Genomic DNA, 20,176 nt, shown 5'->3' on the forward strand with positions numbered 1-20,176 from the left:
TTGTTATTCATTTTATTGGGTTAGTATCCAGCCACCGTCAAGTTTTTTCTCTTCTTTAGCTTCTTTTATTTCTTTTTGCATCAGTTTAGCCTCATCCATACTATCAAAACCACCATAACTTACCTGATACAATCCTTTAGCGTTGAGGCCTAACACATAAGCATTTTTATAGCCTAACTTTTGTAGCTGTCTAGCACGTACTTGTGCATTCTTCTCTTCTTTGAAAGCCCCTGCTATTACTTGGTATTTCTTAGCCGCTAAGACAGCATTATTCATCTTGCCCCCTGCTGAACTACCTCCAGAAGCATTGCTACCTCCCGTTTGAGTAGGGGTACTAGCTACTTCTCCACCATTAGCTTTTTTATCTTTTTCAGGCTTACCATTAGTGGTCTCAGTCTTATCTTTTTCAGGTTTATTGTCTTTGCTCTTCACCTTTTCAGCTTGCAGTGCTACCGTAGGCATAGTGATAGGTGGCGTAAAAATCCCTGCTTCACTCAGTTTTTGGTTCAAACGTTCTTGCACAAGGCTATCGGTTACCACAAACTGGTTATCAGTGGTACCATCTGCTACTACCTTCTCATTGAAAAGTCGATAAGCACCATAAGCCAAAATAATAAGACCCACTGCTGCTACTGCCGAATACTTAATATAAGGGCGTAGTTTGAAAGGTTTCATCTCTTTCGGGTCTTTTGCCGCTTTAGGGGCTTTTTCTTTTTTGGCTTTCTTAGGGGCTTCTGCCGGAGTAGGTACCACCGGAGTCACTTGGCTAATCGGACTCTCTATTGCAGTAGGCAACTCCTCTTCTGGCGGAAGAGTATGTGAAGTGTTTAGTGTAGGTTTTATCTGATTTTCACTTATTTGCAAATCTGATGCAGGCACTTCGTGAGGTATAAAAGGAGCCATACCAAACGAATCAGTTAGATAATTCACATCATCTACAGGCGTAAATGATATACGCCCCTCGCCTATCTGGCGTAGTGTGCCTATCTTGTCTAACACCAAAGGCTGATCTTGCTGAAGAATGCGTTTCCACCCTTCTACAGCTAAATTTACGTAATCCTCTACAAGGTTATAATCTATCCCCGATTGTTCTGACACGTATTTTATAAGCAAACCGTCATTAGAATTGAGGCTAGGATTAAAAGTGAGTTCACGCTTCGGTGGGTCGAATGTTTTATCATCGCCCATCGTAGCTGATTTTCTATTAGAAATAAAGGCCCCAAATTTAGGAATAATCACACATTGGTGCTTGTAGAGCAATTCTTCTATGTAAACGTTTAGGTCTTTCATAAGTCAAACAACTTAAACTAAGTGGTCTTGCCAAGAATCGAACTTGGATCTAAAGTTTAGGAAACTTCTATTCTATCCGTTGAACTACAAGACCTACAATAGCATATTTTTTGCAAAAGTACAAAAATAATGATAAGTAACAAATTTTATTTATAAAATCACTCCTATATAGTTCTCTGGAGTTATCTGTTTTAGTTCTGCTTTTACCGTCTCATTAACTTCTAAAGTATCAATAAAATGGCCAATAGTTTCAGCAGTGATAGCCTCATTAGTACGCGTAAGTCCTTTTAAGGCTTCATACGGATTAGGATAGCCCTCACGGCGCAACACGGTCTGTATAGCCTCAGCAACTACTGCCCAGTGGTCTTGTAGGTCATTGCGTATAGCAGCCTCATTTAGCAACAGTTTGTTCAGCCCTTTTAAGGTAGATTGCAAAGCGATAAGGGTATGTCCAAAAGGTACTCCTACATTGCGTAGCACAGTGCTATCAGTTAAATCGCGTTGTAGGCGCGAAATAGGCAACTTAGCAGCCAAATGCTCAAAAAGGGCATTCGCTATACCTAAATTCCCCTCTGAATTTTCAAAATCAATAGGATTTACCTTATGAGGCATAGCCGATGAGCCTACTTCTCCTGCTTTTATCTTCTGTTTGAAGTAATCCATCGAAATATATGTCCATATATCGCGATTTAGGTCGATAAGTATCGTATTAATGCGCTTAAGGGCATCAAAAAGAGCCGCTAAATGGTCATAATGCTCAATTTGAGTAGTGGGAAATGAGTGATGCAATCCCAACACTTTTTCTACAAAGTGCGTACCAAAGACCTTCCAATCGATAGAAGGATAGGCAACTTTATGAGCGTTGTAGTTACCTGTAGCCCCCCCGAATTTAGCAGCATAAGGCACAGCTCTCAAACTTTGTAGTTGCGCTTCTATACGAGTAACAAACACCTGAAACTCTTTGCCTAAGCGAGTGGGTGAAGCCGGCTGACCGTGAGTGCGTGCCAGCAGCGGAATATCCTTCCACTCGGCTACTAATTGTTGCAGTTTATCTATAAGAGACTGTATTTCAGTGTAATATACAGAATTCATCGCTTCTTTGATGCTGAGTGGTATAGCTGTGTTGTTAATATCTTGCGAAGTAAGCCCAAAATGGATAAACTCTTTGTATTTTTCTAATTGCAGATAGTCAAACGCTTCTTTTATGAAATACTCTACTGCTTTCACATCGTGATTGGTAGTACGCTCTATCTCCTTCACTTTCTGTGCTTCTGCAGTTGTAAAATTTTGATAGAGTTTCCTAAGTGCCTCATATTTTTCTTTAGGAAAATCTGTGAGTTGCGGCAAAGGAAGCTCACAAAGTGCAATAAAGTATTCTACTTCCACACGCACGCGATAACGAATCAGAGCCTCTTCTGAAAAATAAGGTACTAAAGTTTTTGTTTTATCGGCGTATCTGCCATCAATGGGTGATATTGCTTGTAGCATAATAATTAAATGATTAAAGGTTAATGATATAGCTTATTACTGACGGGTATGTAACAATCGAGTGAGTTTAATGGCAACATCAGTAAAGATTACCTTACCATTGCCGTTGCGCTCTACGTGAAAAATAGCCTCTTCTATCAACTGATATATCTGCTCTATATTATTGCCGTGAACAAATGGTGCGAACTTGCGCAAATCAAAGCTCGGGTCGTTAAATTGAATATATACTAAATCAGTAGCAGTGTAGTTTAGCAAAAACGCTTGCCTAAAAACCTCTACACAATACAGCAAAAATTGCTTTTGTACCTCACGCCCCACGGTATTTACCTCTTCACTCCATTGTAGTAGCCCTTGTATGGCAGCTTTGTTGCCTTTTGCTCTGTAGGCACTCCGCACCCACGCTATAAACCAACGTTCAAATACCGCTTCTTCATTCTCTTTGTTTTGCATTAGCTGCAAGGCTTTGTTATAGTTACCTTGCGAGCGTATAGCTATTTTAGTAGCCTCAGCCTCTGCGACGCCCTTTGCTATAAGTCCCTCTCTGATAGCATTCTCGCTCAATGGAGGGAAGCGCAGTATCTGGCATCTCGACTTAATGGTGTCGAGCAACGCATTCTCATCTTCTACTATCAACAGGAATAAAGTCTTCTCTGCGGGCTCTTCTAACAACTTCAGCAATTTATTAGCCGAATCGACATTCATTTTCTCTGCCATCCAGATAATCATCACTTTATAGCCTCCCTCAAAAGATTTGAGGGCTAATTTATTAGTAATTTCCTTCGCCTCATTCACCCCTATAACAGCTTGTTTTTTCTCTATACCCAAAAAGAGCAACCAATCAAACAGACTGCCATAAGGCTGTTCTTTAATAAAAGTGCGCCATTCATCCATAAACAGTGAACTGACGGGGTCTTTTTTCACTTTATCGTTGGTCGAAGTTGGGAAAGCAAAGTGCAAATCAGGGTGCGCTAATTGAGCACATTGGGCTATGGCTTTAGGGTTGTTTTGGCTAAGTACGAGGGTCGCATAGGCGATTGCCATTGGCAAAGCCCCTTGTCCTTCGCTGGCTACAAACAGCTGAGCGTGAGGTATGCGCCCTGCTTCCACGCTCGCTTTCAAATAGCCTTTGATAGTATCGTATCCTAAAATATCTTTAAAGTCCATCTGCTAATTTACTAATAGGTGATTAGCTTTTTCTTCTCATTCGCATATTCAAAAACTCTACACCTAATGAGAAAGCAATCGCAAAGTACAAATACCCTTTAGGCACAGCTCCCACCTCTTGCCCCGCCAACACGGCTTCTGATAGGTGCATACTTTCAGTTATTAACATAAAACCAATAAGTATCAAAAACGAAAGCGCTAATATCTGAATAGACGGATTTCTATTTACAAATTCACCCACAGGATTAGCAAAAAGCATCATTATACCTACAGAAAGCACCACAGCAGTTATCATTATATAGATAGCTCCTCCCAAACCATTGGTCATACCTACGGCAGTTAAGATACTATCAAGCGAAAAGATAAGGTCTATCAGCAATATCTGAGCAACAACTCCTCCAAACGAAGCGTGCTGCTTGCGTTGTGGGTTATCCGATTCGGTTACGTGTTCTATATGATTCACCTTAGCGTGAATTTCGCGAGTAGACTTGTAGAGCAAGAAGATGCCTCCTGCCAATAAGATAAGGGCTTGTCCGTTAAAATGAGCGCTAAACCACCCCCAATCTACCGAGATAAGAGGATCTTTAAGCTTTATCAATACTGAAATACCCAATAGCAGGGCTATACGCAAAAACATTGCTAAGAAAAGCCCCACACGCGTAGCTTTTTTGCGCTGTTCTTGAGGCAACTTACCTGTAACTATTGAGATAAATATCACGTTGTCAATCCCTAAAACTATTTCTAAGAAAGTAAGGGTAATAAGCGCCACAAGCGCATCTGCCGAAAATAAAAAATCCATAAATTGATTAGCATTTTGAAAGTGCAAAGATAAAAACAATTAGCTAATTAGCAAACTTGTCAATTAACAAACAACCGCTTTTACAAGAAAAACTCTTATAAAAGCGGCTGTTTTTATTAATCAGAAAATTTTATTCAACAAACAATTTATTTTGATATTAGAAAAATACCATTTCGTGAATATCTATATATTGGTTTTGAGAGTTTTTAAAGTAACCTATATATAGTTCGTCTGTTTTAATCGGTTTATCAAACTTAAGAATTAATATACTTGGGTTATATGTTTCTGAATAAATCCCTTGTAGAACATAAGGCTCTGAAGAACTAGCTGAGGCAAAAACCTGCATTTCTTGTATTCTCTTTCCTGGTGTTCTCTGATATATCTTAATACCATTGATAACTGTTTTTTCTGTAAATACTACCTGTACATAAGGTTTTTGATCATCATCTTGTATAGAAGCATCTATCCACCAAGGATTACCCATCACATCACCATCATGCATTTTATAAATATGACCTGATTGGTAATTTGTATAGAAATTATATTTAGAAGGGCTAATATAGCTGCCAGTATAGTTGCGTATTCTTCTAATTTCATTATCACTTGGTACACCATCACTGCTTACATCAATAGTTACTAAAATAGGGGTATCAAGTACTTGATGTGCAGTTCCTGAAGCATCATAAGCCATTAACTTCAAAGGTAGTACATATTTTCCTTTAGTGGTTAAAGTTTCTATGTTTTGCAAAGTGAATGAAATAGTACCTTTAGCTATATTTTTAAAATCAACCTTATTGATAGTTGCTATTATATTATTTGGTGCTAAGGTTTGATTTGTAGTATCAGTTACAAGACCATTATCTCTCACTAATCCTAGTGAAATAGCTGCAGGAATAACATCTGAAGGAGTAACTACCACGCCAACTTCTTTGTCAGTCATATATGTTTTACCATCATCTTTTACAACAGCTTCTTTAAGAATATTACTATTAGCAACTTGGAAAGTAACACCTTTAGGAAATATCTTTACCACAAAAAGGTCTTTTCCACTCATAGTTTTCACATTATCATTATCTGATGCTTTTATTATAAATGGTAAAATCACTTTTTGGCGAAAATCAGATTTATTAGCCACTTTTATTTCAAAAGTAGTGGTGGTAGTACCTGCTGCTATAGTCTTCTCTGCTGTTGTAATTTCAGCTAATGAAGCTTCTCCTAACTCATATCCTATATGTTTATCTTTTACTTTATCATATAGAGTAGCATCATACGCTAAAGACACTTTCACATCTTTAGCAGAAGGTCTAGAAAGTTTAACTTCTATATTACGTGTGCTTTTTTCAGTAATCGTAAAACCTTCTAACGTAAGCATAGGGCTTTCAACTACGCCTGTAGCAGGTAATGCATACTCAAAGCGAGGGTCATAGCCAATACGAGTACGAATATCATCATTAACGATATCGTTATCGATTTGCCAGTTAACATTATCGTTCTTCTGAATGGTAATTTCGTCCTTTTTACAAGCTACCAAAGCTACCATACCAAGAGCAACTATAAAACTATTGGTTATAATTCTTTTCATTGTATTTCTTTTTTTTAAAGAGGCTATGCTTTTCTTTAAAGAATAGCCTCTTTATTGTTAGTATTATTGTTCTGTTTCTAAACCTTCAGCAGGGAATTTCACATTTTCTGTCCATTCTATGCCGTTTTCAAATTCAGTAGCGTCAATATCTTTCACGTAATTACCACCATCTTGTACCCCACTACTATATCTTGAAGTTCCTTTTCTATAGATAGTAGTATTATTATACTTGCTCATATCTTTAAAAGCATCTTTTTTATTGATAGGCAAATACACTACTAGTCCTTTAGCGTCAGGGTCAGCAGGTAAGTAGAGACCATCTACTATTTCAGCATCTGTAAGCACTCGGTTCCATACTCTAAATTCGCGGAAATAACGATCTGCAGAATATGATGTTTGAGTATTCTCAATATTGATACGCATACCAGGAGATACTTTCAAGCTAGGACGTTGATAAGTTTTAATAAGCTTACCATTTACATAAAGTTTTAAATATGAATCCTTATAAGTAAAAGTAATTTGACACCATTTATCCTTAGCTATTTCAGAAGTGAGTGCCCAGTCATCAGGGCTGTCTCCACCACCGTTTTTCACTTGTATTTTTCCTGCATCAATACGAGTATAAGGTAACATTGGGCCTTGGAAAAGCGACATATTTACATTCACACCATTATATGCGTGAAATTCTTTAAATAAGAATAATCCTTGTACAGTAAACTCATCACTTTCAGGTACATTATCAGCTACTTTTACTCCTAAAGCATAACCTTGAGCTATCTTAGCTACAGAGGTTTTGAACGGACGGCTAAGAGTAACAACTACATCTTTATTAGAAAGTATAGGTAGTGAAGCTGAAACGATACGCAAAGGAATAGCGTATTTTACCCCCATAGGATAAGTATCTTCATCCAGCGGACGTACTTTAACTCCTATTTGGGCAGAGGTTTGTCCTGGTTTGATTGTAACTTTCAAAATACCATTGTTAGAAGAGTTGGAAACATTCCCCTCTTCAAATAAAGTGTATTCTGAAGCAGGCAACATCTTATAAGAAGTTGAGTTCTTTTCGTTGTATTCTGCAAAGAAATCAGTAGCTGCTACAGTAATGGTTTCTTCCTTACTTCTTAGGTTAGAGATACGAACCTCAAACTTAGTACTACCTGACTCAGTAGATTTAGGAAAACTAATACTTGCATTATTGTTATTCATATACACAGCCGAAGTATTACCTCTAGTGCTGCTATTATTGTCAGCGTCTAATTTTTTCTGACAAGCGGTTACCCCCATAAGTAGGGCTAATCCAGTTATTTTAACTATATTTTTCATCGTTCTTATCTTTTAAGGGAGAATAATTGTAGGTTCCATTTCTTTATATCCTGAATAATCCTCACGTGGGTTTGCCAAACGGATAGCCTCGCGTGTCCAAGCATAGTGCAAATACTTTCTTTTTATATTATTATCTTTTAGATATTGTTTAAAGAAATTATCACTCTCATTAGTTACTGCATAGTCACTTTGTCCGTGGTAAGCACCTAAGCCCCATACTTTTCCTGCTTTTACATCTTTACCTTTTTGTATCATCACGCGGAAGTTACCAGCTTGATAGTTGGCAGAAGTTGAGTTGTAATAAGGGCCTCCTAACATTGGTGGATGAGAGCCATTCATATTCACTCCATTCACACTATAATCTTGCATAAAGTGCTTATCAAAGTAGATAGCAAAAGCATTATTAGCTATATCTAATGGGGTTTGAGAGTTTCTACCAAATATAGGCGGTACTCCACAAGGCACGTCTGCACAGAAATAATAACGCTTAGTAAGGTAATTAGCTGGCAGATAAGGTTTAAACTCATCTATATACTCTTTTTCTTTAGCGTGATAACCAGCAGTAGAGGCCTCGAAAAGAGCTTTTAAGTTAGCTTGGCGTTCTGCTTGTGTTTTCACTAAATGGTCAGCTCCTACTGGGCCAAAGTATTTAGCCATCTCTTTTACAAAGTTAGCTATATTCTCATAATTATTATCAGAAATCATCAAAGGAGTTCCCTCTCTAGTCACTGAGCCGTGGTCACCACAAGTTTCCCAGTCTACATCATAACCATCAAAATCCATAGCTATAATATAGCGAGCGAGCTCGCGTGCATAAATAGCAGGCCATTGCTCATAACATTCTGGATAAGGATACTTATTGTGGAAGTTCTGATATCCACTTACTCCTTCTTTGGTAGCAGGCAATCCTAAACCTACACCTGGTGTTTGCCAGCACATCAAGATAGCGCTTCCTTTTTTATGGAAAATTTCAATATCTTTTTTGTGATTGTCAGTAAGGGTTTCAGGACGCATATTGGTACCTCCCCATATAGAGATAGCTACTACTGAGTCTGGCACAGCTTGTAACCAACCACGTGCTATTCCTTTTACTGGTTGCCAAGTAGGGCCATCAAACCAGAAGTATACCATAGGCACTTGTCCTCCTGCTTTACCAGTATTAAGCCATGCTTTTTCTTTGTACTCACGTAGTTGTTGCCAATAAGCCTCAAGCGCTTTCTTATTTTCTACAGTGCGTTCTGCTTCAGCTACCCATTTAGCGGCATCACGCTTGTTTATAAGGTCTTCTATAGCTGCTTTTTCAAAGTCATCACGCATCGTCTCAGTCTCTGTCCACTTACTACAAGAAGTAAGAGTAACTGAAAGTGCTAATAGTGTGTATATTATCTTTTTCATAGTATTAAATTATTTTGTCTTTTTATCCCACCACACATTGGTTGCAGCATTATCAGTTCCTCCTAATAACGCTTGTGCAGCTGTAACGTTTTCTCTGTTCAATTCAAATTCTTTTTGAGGGAAAGGATAGCGACGTACACCATATTCTTTTCCTGATGATGATATATTTTGGCTTCCTTTGTTGCTCAAATCAAAAGGTACTCCAAACATTCTTGGGTAGCCAGTGCGTTTCCATTCACTCCAAGACTCAAAACCGTTAGGATAGTTAGCTAAGTACTTCTGAGTAATTATTTGCTCTAGTTTTTCTTCTTCACTACCGCTTGACATCCATTTTTTGTCAATAGTACTAACAGCATTCGCATTGTAAGAAGAGTTCTTAGGGTCTATGTAATTAGCAGGTGAAGCACTTGTATTGTAATAAGCTTGTGCAGCTGAACTAGTAAGACCATTTTCTGTAAATGAAAGTTCTATACCTTTTTTATACAAGTTTTCAGCAGTATCATTAGTATACCAACCTATTAAGGCTGCTTCTGCAAGCAAGAATTGTACTTCTGAAGCGCGTAGCCAATAAGTAGGTGTATTATTCACCACAGTAGGTTCTGAGTATTTCTCATATACAGTAGCATCAGTTATAGGGTTGATACCAGAGCGCACAGCGTAGAAATCAGTTTGATTAGTGCCTGCTGTATTCTTAGTAAAATACTTTTCAGTACGAGGGTCGTTATATCCTACTAAATAAGAGTAAATAGTGGCACCCATTTTTAGCTCTTTATATCCAAGCATAGTTACCAATGAGTGGTGGAAAATATACTTGCTGCTAGTTACTAATTTACCTGCTTGGTCATCATTTTCTATAAGCCCTCCTGTACTAGTAGTTGCTTTAGTGATATATTGTTTCGCCAATGCAGGATCTGCATAACGTACACGCATTGCTAAACGTAGCATTAATGAGTTGCCCAAACGTATCCATTTAGAAGTATCACCACCGTATACAGGGTCATACTCTTCCAATACTTTGTTACTAGCTCCATACTGATTAAGTGTAGTTACCGCTTCATCTAGCTCATGCAAGAAAGAACGATACACTTGTTCTTGGCTATCATATTTAGCTTTTACCTTACCAGGCTCCATATCACTATAAGGTATAGGGCCAAAAAGGTCAGTAGCACGGTGCATACCCATTATTTTCACTATTTGCGCTACAGAGTAAATCGCTTGGCTACTAATATCCTTACTTTCGTACACCAATCTACCATTAACAGTTTTCACATTATGGGTTTGGGTTTTCATCTGAAAATAAGGGTTCATTATCTTAACAAGAGTCGAAAATGTACCATTCAAACGAAAATCTGACAGATAATAGCTGGTTTGGTTATTACCGCCATCCCAGTGGTTACGACCTGGTGAAAAATACCCCACCCAGTTATCTGTACTCATATTCTGAATTACTTGGTAGTCATTGGCAGGCCCAGTACCAGTACCTGTTGGGATAGGAAGACTTACTAACTCAGCAAAATATCCTCCTGACGACATACCGTCTCTACTAGCCTGCTCATCTGTAGGCTGTAGCTGATTGGTATTTACCTCTTCAAAATCCTTAATACAAGAGGTAAAAAACACACTCGATAAAGCTATAATGGCTATATGTTTATTCAATATTTTCATTGTCGTTGTTTTTTTAATTAAAATTGAATTTTCAAACTTGCTCCATAAGTAGCGGCACTAGGAGTCATAAAGAACTCAGTTGCAGCATAAGTACCTACACCAAAAGTAAGTTGCGGGTCAAAAGGAGCTTTGTTATATATCATCCAAAGGTTAGTACCGATAACTCCAAGAGTTACTCTTTTTACTTTATCGCAGAAGTGTTTACCATCTAATGAATAAGAAAGTGATACTTCTTGTAAACGTACGTTAGTAGCGTCATAAGAGTAGTAACCAGGAAGTTTTTTAATGGTGTTATAATACTTTTGAGCATCATATAACTTACCATTTACCATTACCCCTCCAGCATCGCGTGCTTCAGCTGAAGCTTTTGATACACCATAAGCATCAAGATAAGGCTGTGTACCAGAAAGTACAATACCACCAAAACTACCATTGAACAAGAAACTAAAGTCTATATTTCTGAAAGACAATGTATTTCTCCATCCCATTTGGAAATCTGGGGTTGAACGTCCTAATTTTATTTCTTGTGTTTGATCATAATGGTACTGAGCTGCTTCTTCTATAAGTTCGCCATTTTTATTGCGAGATAAAACACCTCTTACTGTTATATCAGACATACTACCACCTTCGCGCAATACGGTGCTACCTTTGCGTACTTCAGTAATATCAAATAATTGTCCTGTAAATGGATTGCGATAACCGCGTACTAGTTCTTTTATCTCATTCACGTTACGAGAATAAGTAAGAGTAGAATTCCAATTCAATTCTTTGTTAAAGAACTCTTTATTATAGTTTACTGATAGTTCTACCCCACGGTTTTCTACATTACCTGCTTGCAAATAGAATGATGAGTAGATAGATGAAGATGATAACTCTTGCTCAAAGAATTGGTTGAAAGTATTTGATTTATACAAAGTCAAATCAACAGACAAAGTATTATCAAAAAGTTTTGTATTCAGACCTGCTTCCCAAGAGGCAGTACGCTCTGCTTTAAATTCTGGATAAGGATATACCTTGTTGGTGGTTAGGCCTGAAGAAGTCAGATTATGGGTAATAGTACCAGGAGTGATACCTGTTTTGCTAATAGGCGAACCTACTTCGGTATATGAACCACGTACTTTCAAATAGTTAATAAATTGTGGTAGTTTTACCATTTGCGAAATAACTCCTGAAAGTCCTACTGATGGATAGAAGAAAGAAGGCTCTGCTGAGTTTACTAGCTGTGATGACCAGTCATTACGGCCTGTAACAGAAAGGTAAAGCATTCCTTTGTAGCCAAGCTCTGCACTACCGAAAACAGCTACATTCTTAGCTCGTGAATAACCTTGTCCTGAACCTCCTATTTGTGGATCGAAGTTTGCAGCTGAAAACAGGTTAGGCAAACGGAAAAGATAACCTCCTGCTGATAAACTTGTGCTGTAACGATCGTTGTAGCTTGAACCTAAGTTAGCAGTAAGTGAGAAATCTTCACCAAAGTTTTTGTTCATATTGAGCATAATATCTGCATATGTTTGCTCATCTTTTGAGTTGCCAATACTGTAATAACCTTTGTCGTGAGGGCCAAACTCTGGTTTCCATCCTACTAAGAAGTTAGTAGTACTTGCATATAATTTTTCTTCTTTTGTACCATAGTCGTTATCCAAACGTACACGTCCTGAGATGTTTAACCAGCTTAAGATTTCGTATTTTAATGAAGCTGACATCATATAACGTTTTTTGTTGTTTAAGAATAACTCACGATTAGCTACCCAATAAGGGTTTTCAGAGAAGTAACTATCTGCTTGTTCTGAATAAGGTTGGTATTTTTCATAGATGCCACGTGCTGGGTTATAACGTTCGTAAGCTTCTACATCTCTGTAGTCTAAACTACGAGGCATCAAGTATAAACCTACTAATGGGTTAAAGTAACCTCCACCTGCTATCATATTACGGTTCCCTTGACGGATAAAGTTACCACTTACATCTAAGTGTAGCTTATCTTTTGCAAATTTAGCAGTATTGCGTACCCCTACATTATAACGATAGTAAGCGTTATTAGGAATAAGGCCTTCTGCTTCAGTTTGAGCAGCCGATACAAAAGTTTGGTTTTGTGCATTACCGGTTGAGAAAGTCACAGAGTTCATCATATTAGTACCAGTATTGAAGAACTTGCGAGGCTCAAATGTAGAAGGTGTAGCTAATTTAGGCCCCCAACTCTTATCTCCTATACTTCCATAAGTATTTTGAAACTCAGGTAGCATTATAGGGGTCATCACCTCTATACTACTTGAGATACTAACCTCTGTTTTTCCTTCCTTACCTTTTTTGGTGTTGATAAGGATAACCCCGTTAGCAGCCTCACTACCATAAAGAGCAGCAGCTGAAGGACCTGTTAGTACGTTGATACTTTCAATATCCTCTGGGTTGAAGTCTGCGATACCTTCACCTCCACCAGGACGGCTCATTGCACCTGCTGAGTCATTTTGTTTGTTATACAATGGCACCCCATCAATCACGTATAACACACCGTTGTTACCATCAATTGACTTAAGACCACGCATTACCACTTTAGTAGCACCACCAACCCCAGCTGAGCTGCGTTGGATATTTACCCCTGCTACTTTACCATTAAGGCTATTCACTACGTTCACATCTTTCACTTTGGTAAGTTCTTCTGATTTTACCTGTTGTACGTTGTAGCTCAACGCCTTTTGCTCACGCTTGATACCAAGGGCAGTTACTACTACCTCACCAAGCTGTTGGGCTTCTTCCTTCAAAACAACGTTTAAAGTAAGTTTACCACTCGACTTATCAACTTTTTTTGACTGCGAAGTGTAGCCTAACGAACTAAATTCAAGTACCTCATTGCCGGCAGCTTGAATTTCGTACTTCCCGTCAAAATCAGTTGAAACACCACGTGTTGTACCTTTAATGACAACACTTACCCCAGGAAGGGGTAATCCATCGTTACCTGTAACTGTACCTGTCACAGATACTTTCGTTTGCGCAAATAGTGCACTACTAAATAGCGCAAAAACGAATAGCAACATTGATATTTTTACCTTCATTACTTTATTGAAATAAATTAATTTTGGGGCAAAGTTAAGATTATTTTAACAACCAACAAAACTTTTTAAAATAAAATTCAAGAATAGTGTATTTTTTAACATTTCGAAATAAGCAAGCCGCTGAATATCAAATTATAAGAAGAAAATATACAATAAAAGAAAAAATTTTAAGGATTTTTAAGTATTCTACCTATGCTATTAATCCTCAAGAACGCTATAATTAGAAAAACACTTCTGTTTTCTATTTATTGAAAAACAAGACGTATTTTTAAATTATTTAAAAAACAAAAGTCTATTTTCTAAGCCACAAATTAGAATGTGCGAGTTTTAGCAAATGTAAAAAATTGCTAATCTGCTAATTGGCTAATTAAAAACGCGTATCCCTTAGCAGTTTCTTTCAAGGCTTCAAAGCGTCCTGAAGCTCCTCCGTGCCCTGCCTCCATATTAGTATCCAAATAGAGAGGATGGTTATCTGTTTTTAGCTCGCGCAGTTTGGCTACCCATTTGGCTGGCTCCCAGTACTGCACTTGCGAGTCGTGTAGCCCAGCCGACACATATATAGCTGGATAGGCTTGCCGACGCACTTGGTCGTAGGGCGAATAAGAAAGCATATACTCGTAATACTCTTTTTCATTAGGATTCCCCCACTCATCATACTCTCCTGTTGTTAAGGGGATACTCTCATCGAGCATAGTAGTCACCACATCCACAAAAGGTACTGAGGCTATTACTGCCTTATAGAGTTCTGGTGCTTCATTAATCACAGCCCCTATCAGCAAGCCTCCTGCTGAACCTCCTTCTGCATAAAGATGCGATGGCGAAGTGTATTGCTGGTCGATAAGGTAACGCGAACAAGCTATAAAATCATCAAACGTATGTTTCTTCTTCAGCAGTTTGCCGTCTTCATACCAATTCCTACCCAAATATTCCCCTCCGCGTATATGTGCTATGGCATAAATAAAACCTCTGTCTAACAAACTCAAGCGCGTAGTAGAAAAATAAGGATTAATAATCACCCCATAAGCACCATAACCATAAAGCAGCAAAGGATTTGCGCCATTTTTCTCAATCGACTTGCGATACACAAGCGAGATAGGCACTTTTGTACCATCAGGGGCGGTAGCCCAAAGCCGTTCTTCTACGTAATTCTCTTTGCAGAAAGTTCCGCCTAATATCTCTTGTTCTTTCAGTACGCGTTGCTCTCCTGTACGCATATTGTACTCTATTATCGAGGCTGGGGTCGCCAGTGATTGATAATTATAGCGCAGCCATTCAGTCTCAAAAGCTACATTCTGAGTAGTATAAGCGGTATAAGTTTCACTCTCAAAAGGTAGGTAATAACATACAGAGCCATCCCAACTGCGTATCTGTATGCGTTCCAAGCCGTTATACACTTCCTCTATTACCAAATATTCTTTAAAAATTTCTATATCGTTAAGTCGCACTTCAGGACGATGGGCAATTACCTCCTGCCAATGTTCTTGCTCGGTAGCTGCTTCAGGAGTGCGCATCAATTTAAAGTTAGTTGCCCCATCTTTATTGGTGAGAATATAAAAAAAGTCTTCGTAATGCGCTATGTCGTATTCAAGCCCTCTTATGCGCGGCTGAAACACTTTAAAACTCTCTTGTGGGGTGTATGCATTAAGAATTTGGTATTCTGAAGTAAGGGTACTCTCACTGCCTATCACTATATATTTACGAGACTTTTCGCGATATACATAGGTGTCAAAAGTATCGTCTTTCTCCCAAAACACTAGTACATCATTTTTAGGGTCTGTGCCCAATGTATGTCGGTATATCTTATACGTACGGAGGGTTTTTGTGTGATTTTTTGCGTAGAAAATGGTGCGGCTGTCAGCTGCCCATACCGCTTGCCCATTAGTGTTTTTTATCTGGTAAGGCAGTACTTCACCTGTGCTAAGGTTCTTAATTTGTAGCGTGTATTGGCGGCGCGACACAGTATCAACTCCATACACCGCCCACTGGTTGTCATCGCTTACGGCAAAGCTATCCAATTGAAAGTAAGGCTTACCTTTAGCCATTGCATTGCAGTCAAATAGCACTTCTTCAGGTGCTTCTAAGGTCTCGCGCTGTCTTAGATAGATAGGGTAATCTTTGCCTACCTCATAGCGAGTGCGATACCAATACCCATTGTAGTAATAAGGCACTGAACTGTCATCTTCTTTTATGCGGGCTTTCATCTCAGCAAAAAGCGTATCTTGCAGCGCTTGGGTATGTGCCGTCTCTGCTTTGTAATAGGCGTTTTCTGCTTCTAAGTAGGCAATCACCTCAGGGTTTTCACGCTCTCGCAGCCAATAGTAATTATCCACGCGCTTGTTGCCAAACTCATTAAATATATGGGGTATTTTCTTCGCTTTTGGGGGGTTCATCAGATTATTAATTCGCTAAATTTAAAAAATCTTGCAATATCAGTGTCGCACTTATTTCATCAATAAGTGCTTTATTTTGTCGTTGTTTTTTCTTAAGCCCACTATCTATCATCGTTTGAAAAGCTATTTTCGAAGTAAAACGCTCATCATACCGATGTATTTTGATAGTGGGGAAACGTTCTTTCAGCTTAGTGAGTAGTTGCTGAATATCAGCTTCTACAGCCGAGTCTTCATTGTTAAGTCGTTTAGGCAATCCTATCACAAAAGCCTCTACCGCTTCTTCAGCTGTATATTTTTCTAAAAACGGAAGCAACTGAGGCGTATCAACTGTAGTAAGCCCCGATGCTATCAGTTTCAAAGGGTCTGTCACCGCTAAGCCTGTCCGTTTTGTACCGTAATCAATAGATAAAATTCTCATAATCCTTTCTGAATATTCCACACCCAATTAAGTGCTATTAGTACCGCAAGTGGTATCCAAACATACCTCTTCTGTAGTATGCGTCCTGCTCTATTATAGGCCTGTTGTAGGGTATTGCGCCACACTAAAGCATCGTACAGCAACCACAAAGTGGTGATGATAAGCCATACTAAAACTACTACCCCCAGCGGATTGGTATATAGTCCTTCTTGCCAACGTCCTGCTATTAGCGCACTTGCCGAACGAGTAGTGCCACAAGACGGACAAGGATAGCCTGTTACTGCTTTTAAAGTGCAAACTGTAAGCCCTACATTATGCGATTGCATAACTTGTTGCCCCAATAGCCACCCCCAAGCCATAGTGCATAGTAGTGCGATAAAAATATAAAAGTTCTTTGTCAATTTGCTAATTTTCTAATGGTAAAGACGGCCTCTAAAGCAATCATCACAAATGAGGGAATAATAATAAACAGGGCTTCGTGATAAGGATATAGACTGGCAGCGGTAGCCAACGGCACTGCTGCTATTACCACCAAAATCAGTCGTACCACCAATGCCCCCATAAAAGCAAATGCCGTATAGGTAGGATGCCAACTATTCACTGCCAAAATAATAGCAAAAAACACGAACGACAACCCGCTATGCACCCCCGCTATTTGTGCTGCACTATAAAAAAGTGCTATCCGTTGTTCATTGATGTAGTAATTGGCAGTGTAGTATAGACCTGCTGCTATAGGCAATAGGGCTATAAGGTATAAAAGTAAGTATTTAAGGCTACGATTCATCGGTCATTTGTTGGGCTTTTCTGATAATGCTGTACATTGCCCCTATCACTCCTACAAGGCTGCACACCACTGTACAGAGCGAGTAGTCGTTAGGTAGTTTGGTATCTAGCCAAACACCAAAAAAACTACAAACAGCTATAGTAATAGCCATTTGTAGTCCTGCTTGTGAGAAGTATATCCACTTATTTAAGTGGTTTTTCGTTGGCATTCTGTTGTTTTTCATTGGTAAAGTTTTTACCGCCTTTCATTGTACAAGTTACGTTAAATACCGCTCCTGGTTCTATTGAAAGTTTGTCTACATACACCTCACCTTCTACCACTGCAGTCGATTTGAGGCTTAGCACACTACTAATTTTGATAGTGCCTGTTACTTTCCCTTCTATATCGGCATTTTCGCATATCACAGTACCGTTTATCACACCGGTTCTGCCCACTACTAATTTGCCAGAAGTCTGAAAAGTACCTTCTACCTCACCATCTATTCTGAAATCAGACTTAGAGTTGATTTCTCCTTTAAACTTAGTTTCTGCAACGATACGGTTGCTACTTCCTGATGTATTTTCTGCTGCCATAGTTTTATTGTCTCTTTCTTTATTAAATATAGCCATTACATTTATATTAAAACACAGCCCCAAAGGTAGAATATTTTTTTTGAAAATGCAAATTTTTTAATTAATTATATTTCTCACAGATTTATAATAAACTGATAATTAGTCTTTTAATCAGCAAATTGACAAATTAGCAAATCAATAAATCACTTTACCCCGTGCATCAGCTTCTTTATAAAAGGGGTAAGCAGTATTATCAGCACCCCTGCCGTAGCGGGCACAATAGTGAATATCAAAAAGAAAGTACTCAAACTGTATTGGCGTGTGATATTTTCTATCTGCCCTCCTACTACGGCTGCCAACTTATGCCCTATGGCTACTGCTAAGTACCACACACCAAACATAAAGGCAATCATCCGCCCAGGAACGAGTTTTGATACGTACGAAAGTCCAACAGGCGATAAGCATAACTCACCCATAGTGTTAAACATATAGGCAAAGAAGAGCCACAGCATACTTACTTTCACCCCGTGAGTAACACCGCTGGAGCCTATAGCCAAAAGTCCAAACCCTACGGACAACATCAGCAAGCCTATACCGTACTTCACTGCTGCAGGCGGATTATATCGGCTATCCCACCAGCGCGAGAACAAACTCGCTAAAGCAATGATAAAGAATGAATTGAGTATCGAAAACCACGATACGGTAGCCTCTACCCAGTTGTCGCGTACTTCAGTAACGGTAGCTGGTATCAGCCCATTGTCTTTGCCTAAGGTGGTACCTCGCTCGCGCGCCCATTGCTCTTTAGCTGTATTTACGTAGCCGAATGAGGTGTTTTTGTTGTTCTTAGACAATAATTTTATAGTACTACCCACCTGCAAAGGCTCATCTACTACCCCTATGATAGTGCTGCGTGTTACTCTCTTCTTCGCAACATCTTGAGCCCTATTTTCTTCTGTGATAGGCAAGTACACAGTTCTTCCTTGGGCATCTGTCGTTTCGTAGGCTTCGTAGGTCACGCTATAGGCAGTAGTCTTAAAATCGCGATTGAGCATCCACGCGGCTATCCCCCACACCAATGAAAAGCAGGTCAGAAGTACTACTACTGCAGGGAATATCTTTTTATAGGTTTTCTTTACAAGTATAAACAACACATAACTAATGAGTAGCAGCGGAATAACTGTCAGCAGGGCGTTAAAAATATTGTATAGCACTGCCCAATTGCCGTGTAGCTCACGTTCCACATTATCGCGGGCAAAAATGATAAGAGACGAAGCGCCTTGCTCAAACGACAGCCAAAAGAAAACCACAAAAAAGCCGAAGATAACCACCGTTAGCATCCTATCGCGTACGATGCGTGTATAGCGCATTATCCTACTGGCTATCAAGAAGAAGAAAGCTACCAAACCTACTATTACCACTACGTATTGTCCTTTTAGGGTAGGCAATGATGCCCACGCAAAAAGGTCTGTATTCCATATTTTAGAAAGCGGGTCGTTTAGTGCATAACCTACTCCTATAACAGCAGCTAAGGCTATTAACACCTTATCGAGTATCGTAAACGGATTAGGTTTTTCTTCCTCATCTTGCGGGGTTGTTACCGCCTCTTTTTTCTCTTGTGTAGTAGGTTTATCGCCTATACTGCCAAAGAGTGGTTTGGCAAACCAAAACTGTATAGTGCCGAGCAGCATAAAAATACCTGCTAAACCAAAGCCCCAGCTCCAGCCTATACGCTCTGCCAAATAGCCACAAAGCATCATACCAAAGAAAGCCCCTGAATTTACCCCCATATAGAAGATGGTGTAAGCGGCATCTTTCTTTTGGGGTAGGTCTTTATACATCTCCGATACAAACGACACCATATTAGGTTTGAAAAAACCGGTACCTATCACCAAAAACGCTAACCCTAAGTAGAGCGACCACTCCGTTTCAAACGCCATTGACACGTGCCCTAATGTGATGATAACTGCCCCGATAATAACTGCCCAGCGATAACCGGTAAACTTATCAGCTACTATACCTCCTAATATAGGGGTGAGGTAGAGCAACATCACATAAGTACCAAAGAGGGCTCCTGCGTTCTCAGTGCTCCATTCCCAACCTGGGTTATAGCCTATAAGGGTCATTGTCAAGAAGTTAATCAGCAGCACCCGCATCCCATAGAAAGAGAAGCGTTCCCACATTTCGGTAAAGAAGAGCACAAACAGTCCTGCTGGGTGCCCTAATACTTGCGTATCAAAAATGGTCTTTCTTGTCATTTGTTGTTATTTTAAAATATCGGGG

The 20,176-nt window shown here is 39.2% G+C and carries 16 protein-coding genes and 1 tRNA gene; all 17 read right to left on the minus strand.

Annotated elements, in window-relative coordinates; translation table 11 throughout:
• Window positions 1-12: 12 nt before the first annotated feature.
• The 17 genes from FOC45_RS09800 to FOC45_RS09880 all read right to left on the minus strand — a co-directional run bounded on the left by FOC45_RS09800 (window position 13) and on the right by FOC45_RS09880 (window position 20,151).
• On the minus strand, window positions 13-1,290 hold the full coding sequence (locus FOC45_RS09800) for an SPOR domain-containing protein (RefSeq protein WP_009389555.1): 1,278 nt from the start codon (window positions 1,288-1,290) through the stop codon (window positions 13-15).
• A gap of 22 nt (window positions 1,291-1,312) precedes the next feature.
• Window positions 1,313-1,384 (minus strand) — tRNA-Arg (locus FOC45_RS09805).
• 56 nt (window positions 1,385-1,440) lie between these two features.
• Window positions 1,441-2,778 carry an adenylosuccinate lyase gene (gene purB / locus FOC45_RS09810; protein ID WP_009389557.1) on the minus strand — a complete coding sequence of 446 codons (1,338 nt, stop codon included), beginning with the start codon at window positions 2,776-2,778 and terminating at the stop codon, window positions 1,441-1,443.
• Between the two features lie 36 nt (window positions 2,779-2,814).
• Window positions 2,815-3,942 (minus strand): hypothetical protein, encoded by a 1,128-nt coding sequence (locus tag FOC45_RS09815; RefSeq protein ID WP_009389559.1) that lies wholly within the window; start codon window positions 3,940-3,942, stop codon window positions 2,815-2,817.
• A gap of 22 nt (window positions 3,943-3,964) precedes the next feature.
• A complete protein-coding gene (locus FOC45_RS09820; RefSeq protein ID WP_009389561.1) occupies window positions 3,965-4,741 on the minus strand; it encodes a TerC family protein in 777 nt (258 codons plus the stop codon).
• Between the two features lie 157 nt (window positions 4,742-4,898).
• Entirely contained in the window at window positions 4,899-6,323 is a 1,425-nt protein-coding gene (locus tag FOC45_RS09825; protein WP_009389562.1) for a BT_3987 domain-containing protein, read from the minus strand.
• A 63-nt stretch (window positions 6,324-6,386) separates the two neighbouring features.
• Window positions 6,387-7,646, minus strand: coding sequence for a BT_3987 domain-containing protein (locus tag FOC45_RS09830; protein WP_009389564.1), 1,260 nt, complete (start codon window positions 7,644-7,646; stop codon window positions 6,387-6,389).
• Between the two features lie 12 nt (window positions 7,647-7,658).
• Complete coding sequence (locus FOC45_RS09835) at window positions 7,659-9,041, minus strand: glycoside hydrolase family 18 (protein ID WP_009389565.1); 1,383 nt, start codon at window positions 9,039-9,041, stop codon at window positions 7,659-7,661.
• 9 nt (window positions 9,042-9,050) lie between these two features.
• Window positions 9,051-10,706, minus strand: coding sequence for a SusD/RagB family nutrient-binding outer membrane lipoprotein (locus FOC45_RS09840; protein WP_009389566.1), 1,656 nt, complete (start codon window positions 10,704-10,706; stop codon window positions 9,051-9,053).
• 17 nt (window positions 10,707-10,723) lie between these two features.
• Window positions 10,724-13,753 (minus strand): SusC/RagA family TonB-linked outer membrane protein, encoded by a 3,030-nt coding sequence (locus tag FOC45_RS09845; RefSeq protein ID WP_009389567.1) that lies wholly within the window; start codon window positions 13,751-13,753, stop codon window positions 10,724-10,726.
• Window positions 13,754-14,100: 347 nt separating this feature from the next.
• Complete coding sequence (locus FOC45_RS09850) at window positions 14,101-16,143, minus strand: S9 family peptidase (RefSeq protein ID WP_009389568.1); 2,043 nt, start codon at window positions 16,141-16,143, stop codon at window positions 14,101-14,103.
• Between the two features lie 7 nt (window positions 16,144-16,150).
• Window positions 16,151-16,561: a Holliday junction resolvase RuvX gene (ruvX, locus tag FOC45_RS09855; RefSeq protein WP_009389574.1), complete on the minus strand. Its 411-nt coding sequence runs from the start codon at window positions 16,559-16,561 to the stop codon at window positions 16,151-16,153.
• Window positions 16,558-16,962 carry a DUF2752 domain-containing protein gene (locus FOC45_RS09860; protein WP_034539274.1) on the minus strand — a complete coding sequence of 135 codons (405 nt, stop codon included), beginning with the start codon at window positions 16,960-16,962 and terminating at the stop codon, window positions 16,558-16,560. The genes ruvX and FOC45_RS09860 overlap by 4 nt, the downstream gene beginning before the upstream one ends.
• Entirely contained in the window at window positions 16,959-17,345 is a 387-nt protein-coding gene (locus FOC45_RS09865) for a hypothetical protein (protein WP_009389576.1), read from the minus strand. Before FOC45_RS09865 ends, FOC45_RS09860 begins: the two co-directional genes overlap by 4 nt.
• On the minus strand, window positions 17,335-17,568 hold the full coding sequence (locus tag FOC45_RS09870) for an AtpZ/AtpI family protein (RefSeq protein ID WP_084063405.1): 234 nt from the start codon (window positions 17,566-17,568) through the stop codon (window positions 17,335-17,337). Before FOC45_RS09870 ends, FOC45_RS09865 begins: the two co-directional genes overlap by 11 nt.
• Entirely contained in the window at window positions 17,528-17,953 is a 426-nt protein-coding gene (locus FOC45_RS09875; protein WP_009389578.1) for a polymer-forming cytoskeletal protein, read from the minus strand. The genes FOC45_RS09870 and FOC45_RS09875 overlap by 41 nt, the downstream gene beginning before the upstream one ends.
• A gap of 146 nt (window positions 17,954-18,099) precedes the next feature.
• On the minus strand, window positions 18,100-20,151 hold the full coding sequence (locus FOC45_RS09880) for a peptide MFS transporter (RefSeq protein WP_009389579.1): 2,052 nt from the start codon (window positions 20,149-20,151) through the stop codon (window positions 18,100-18,102).
• Window positions 20,152-20,176 lie beyond the last annotated feature (25 nt).

Source organism: Capnocytophaga sp. FDAARGOS_737, from assembly GCF_009730375.1.
GTDB lineage: Bacteria > Bacteroidota > Bacteroidia > Flavobacteriales > Flavobacteriaceae > Capnocytophaga > Capnocytophaga leadbetteri.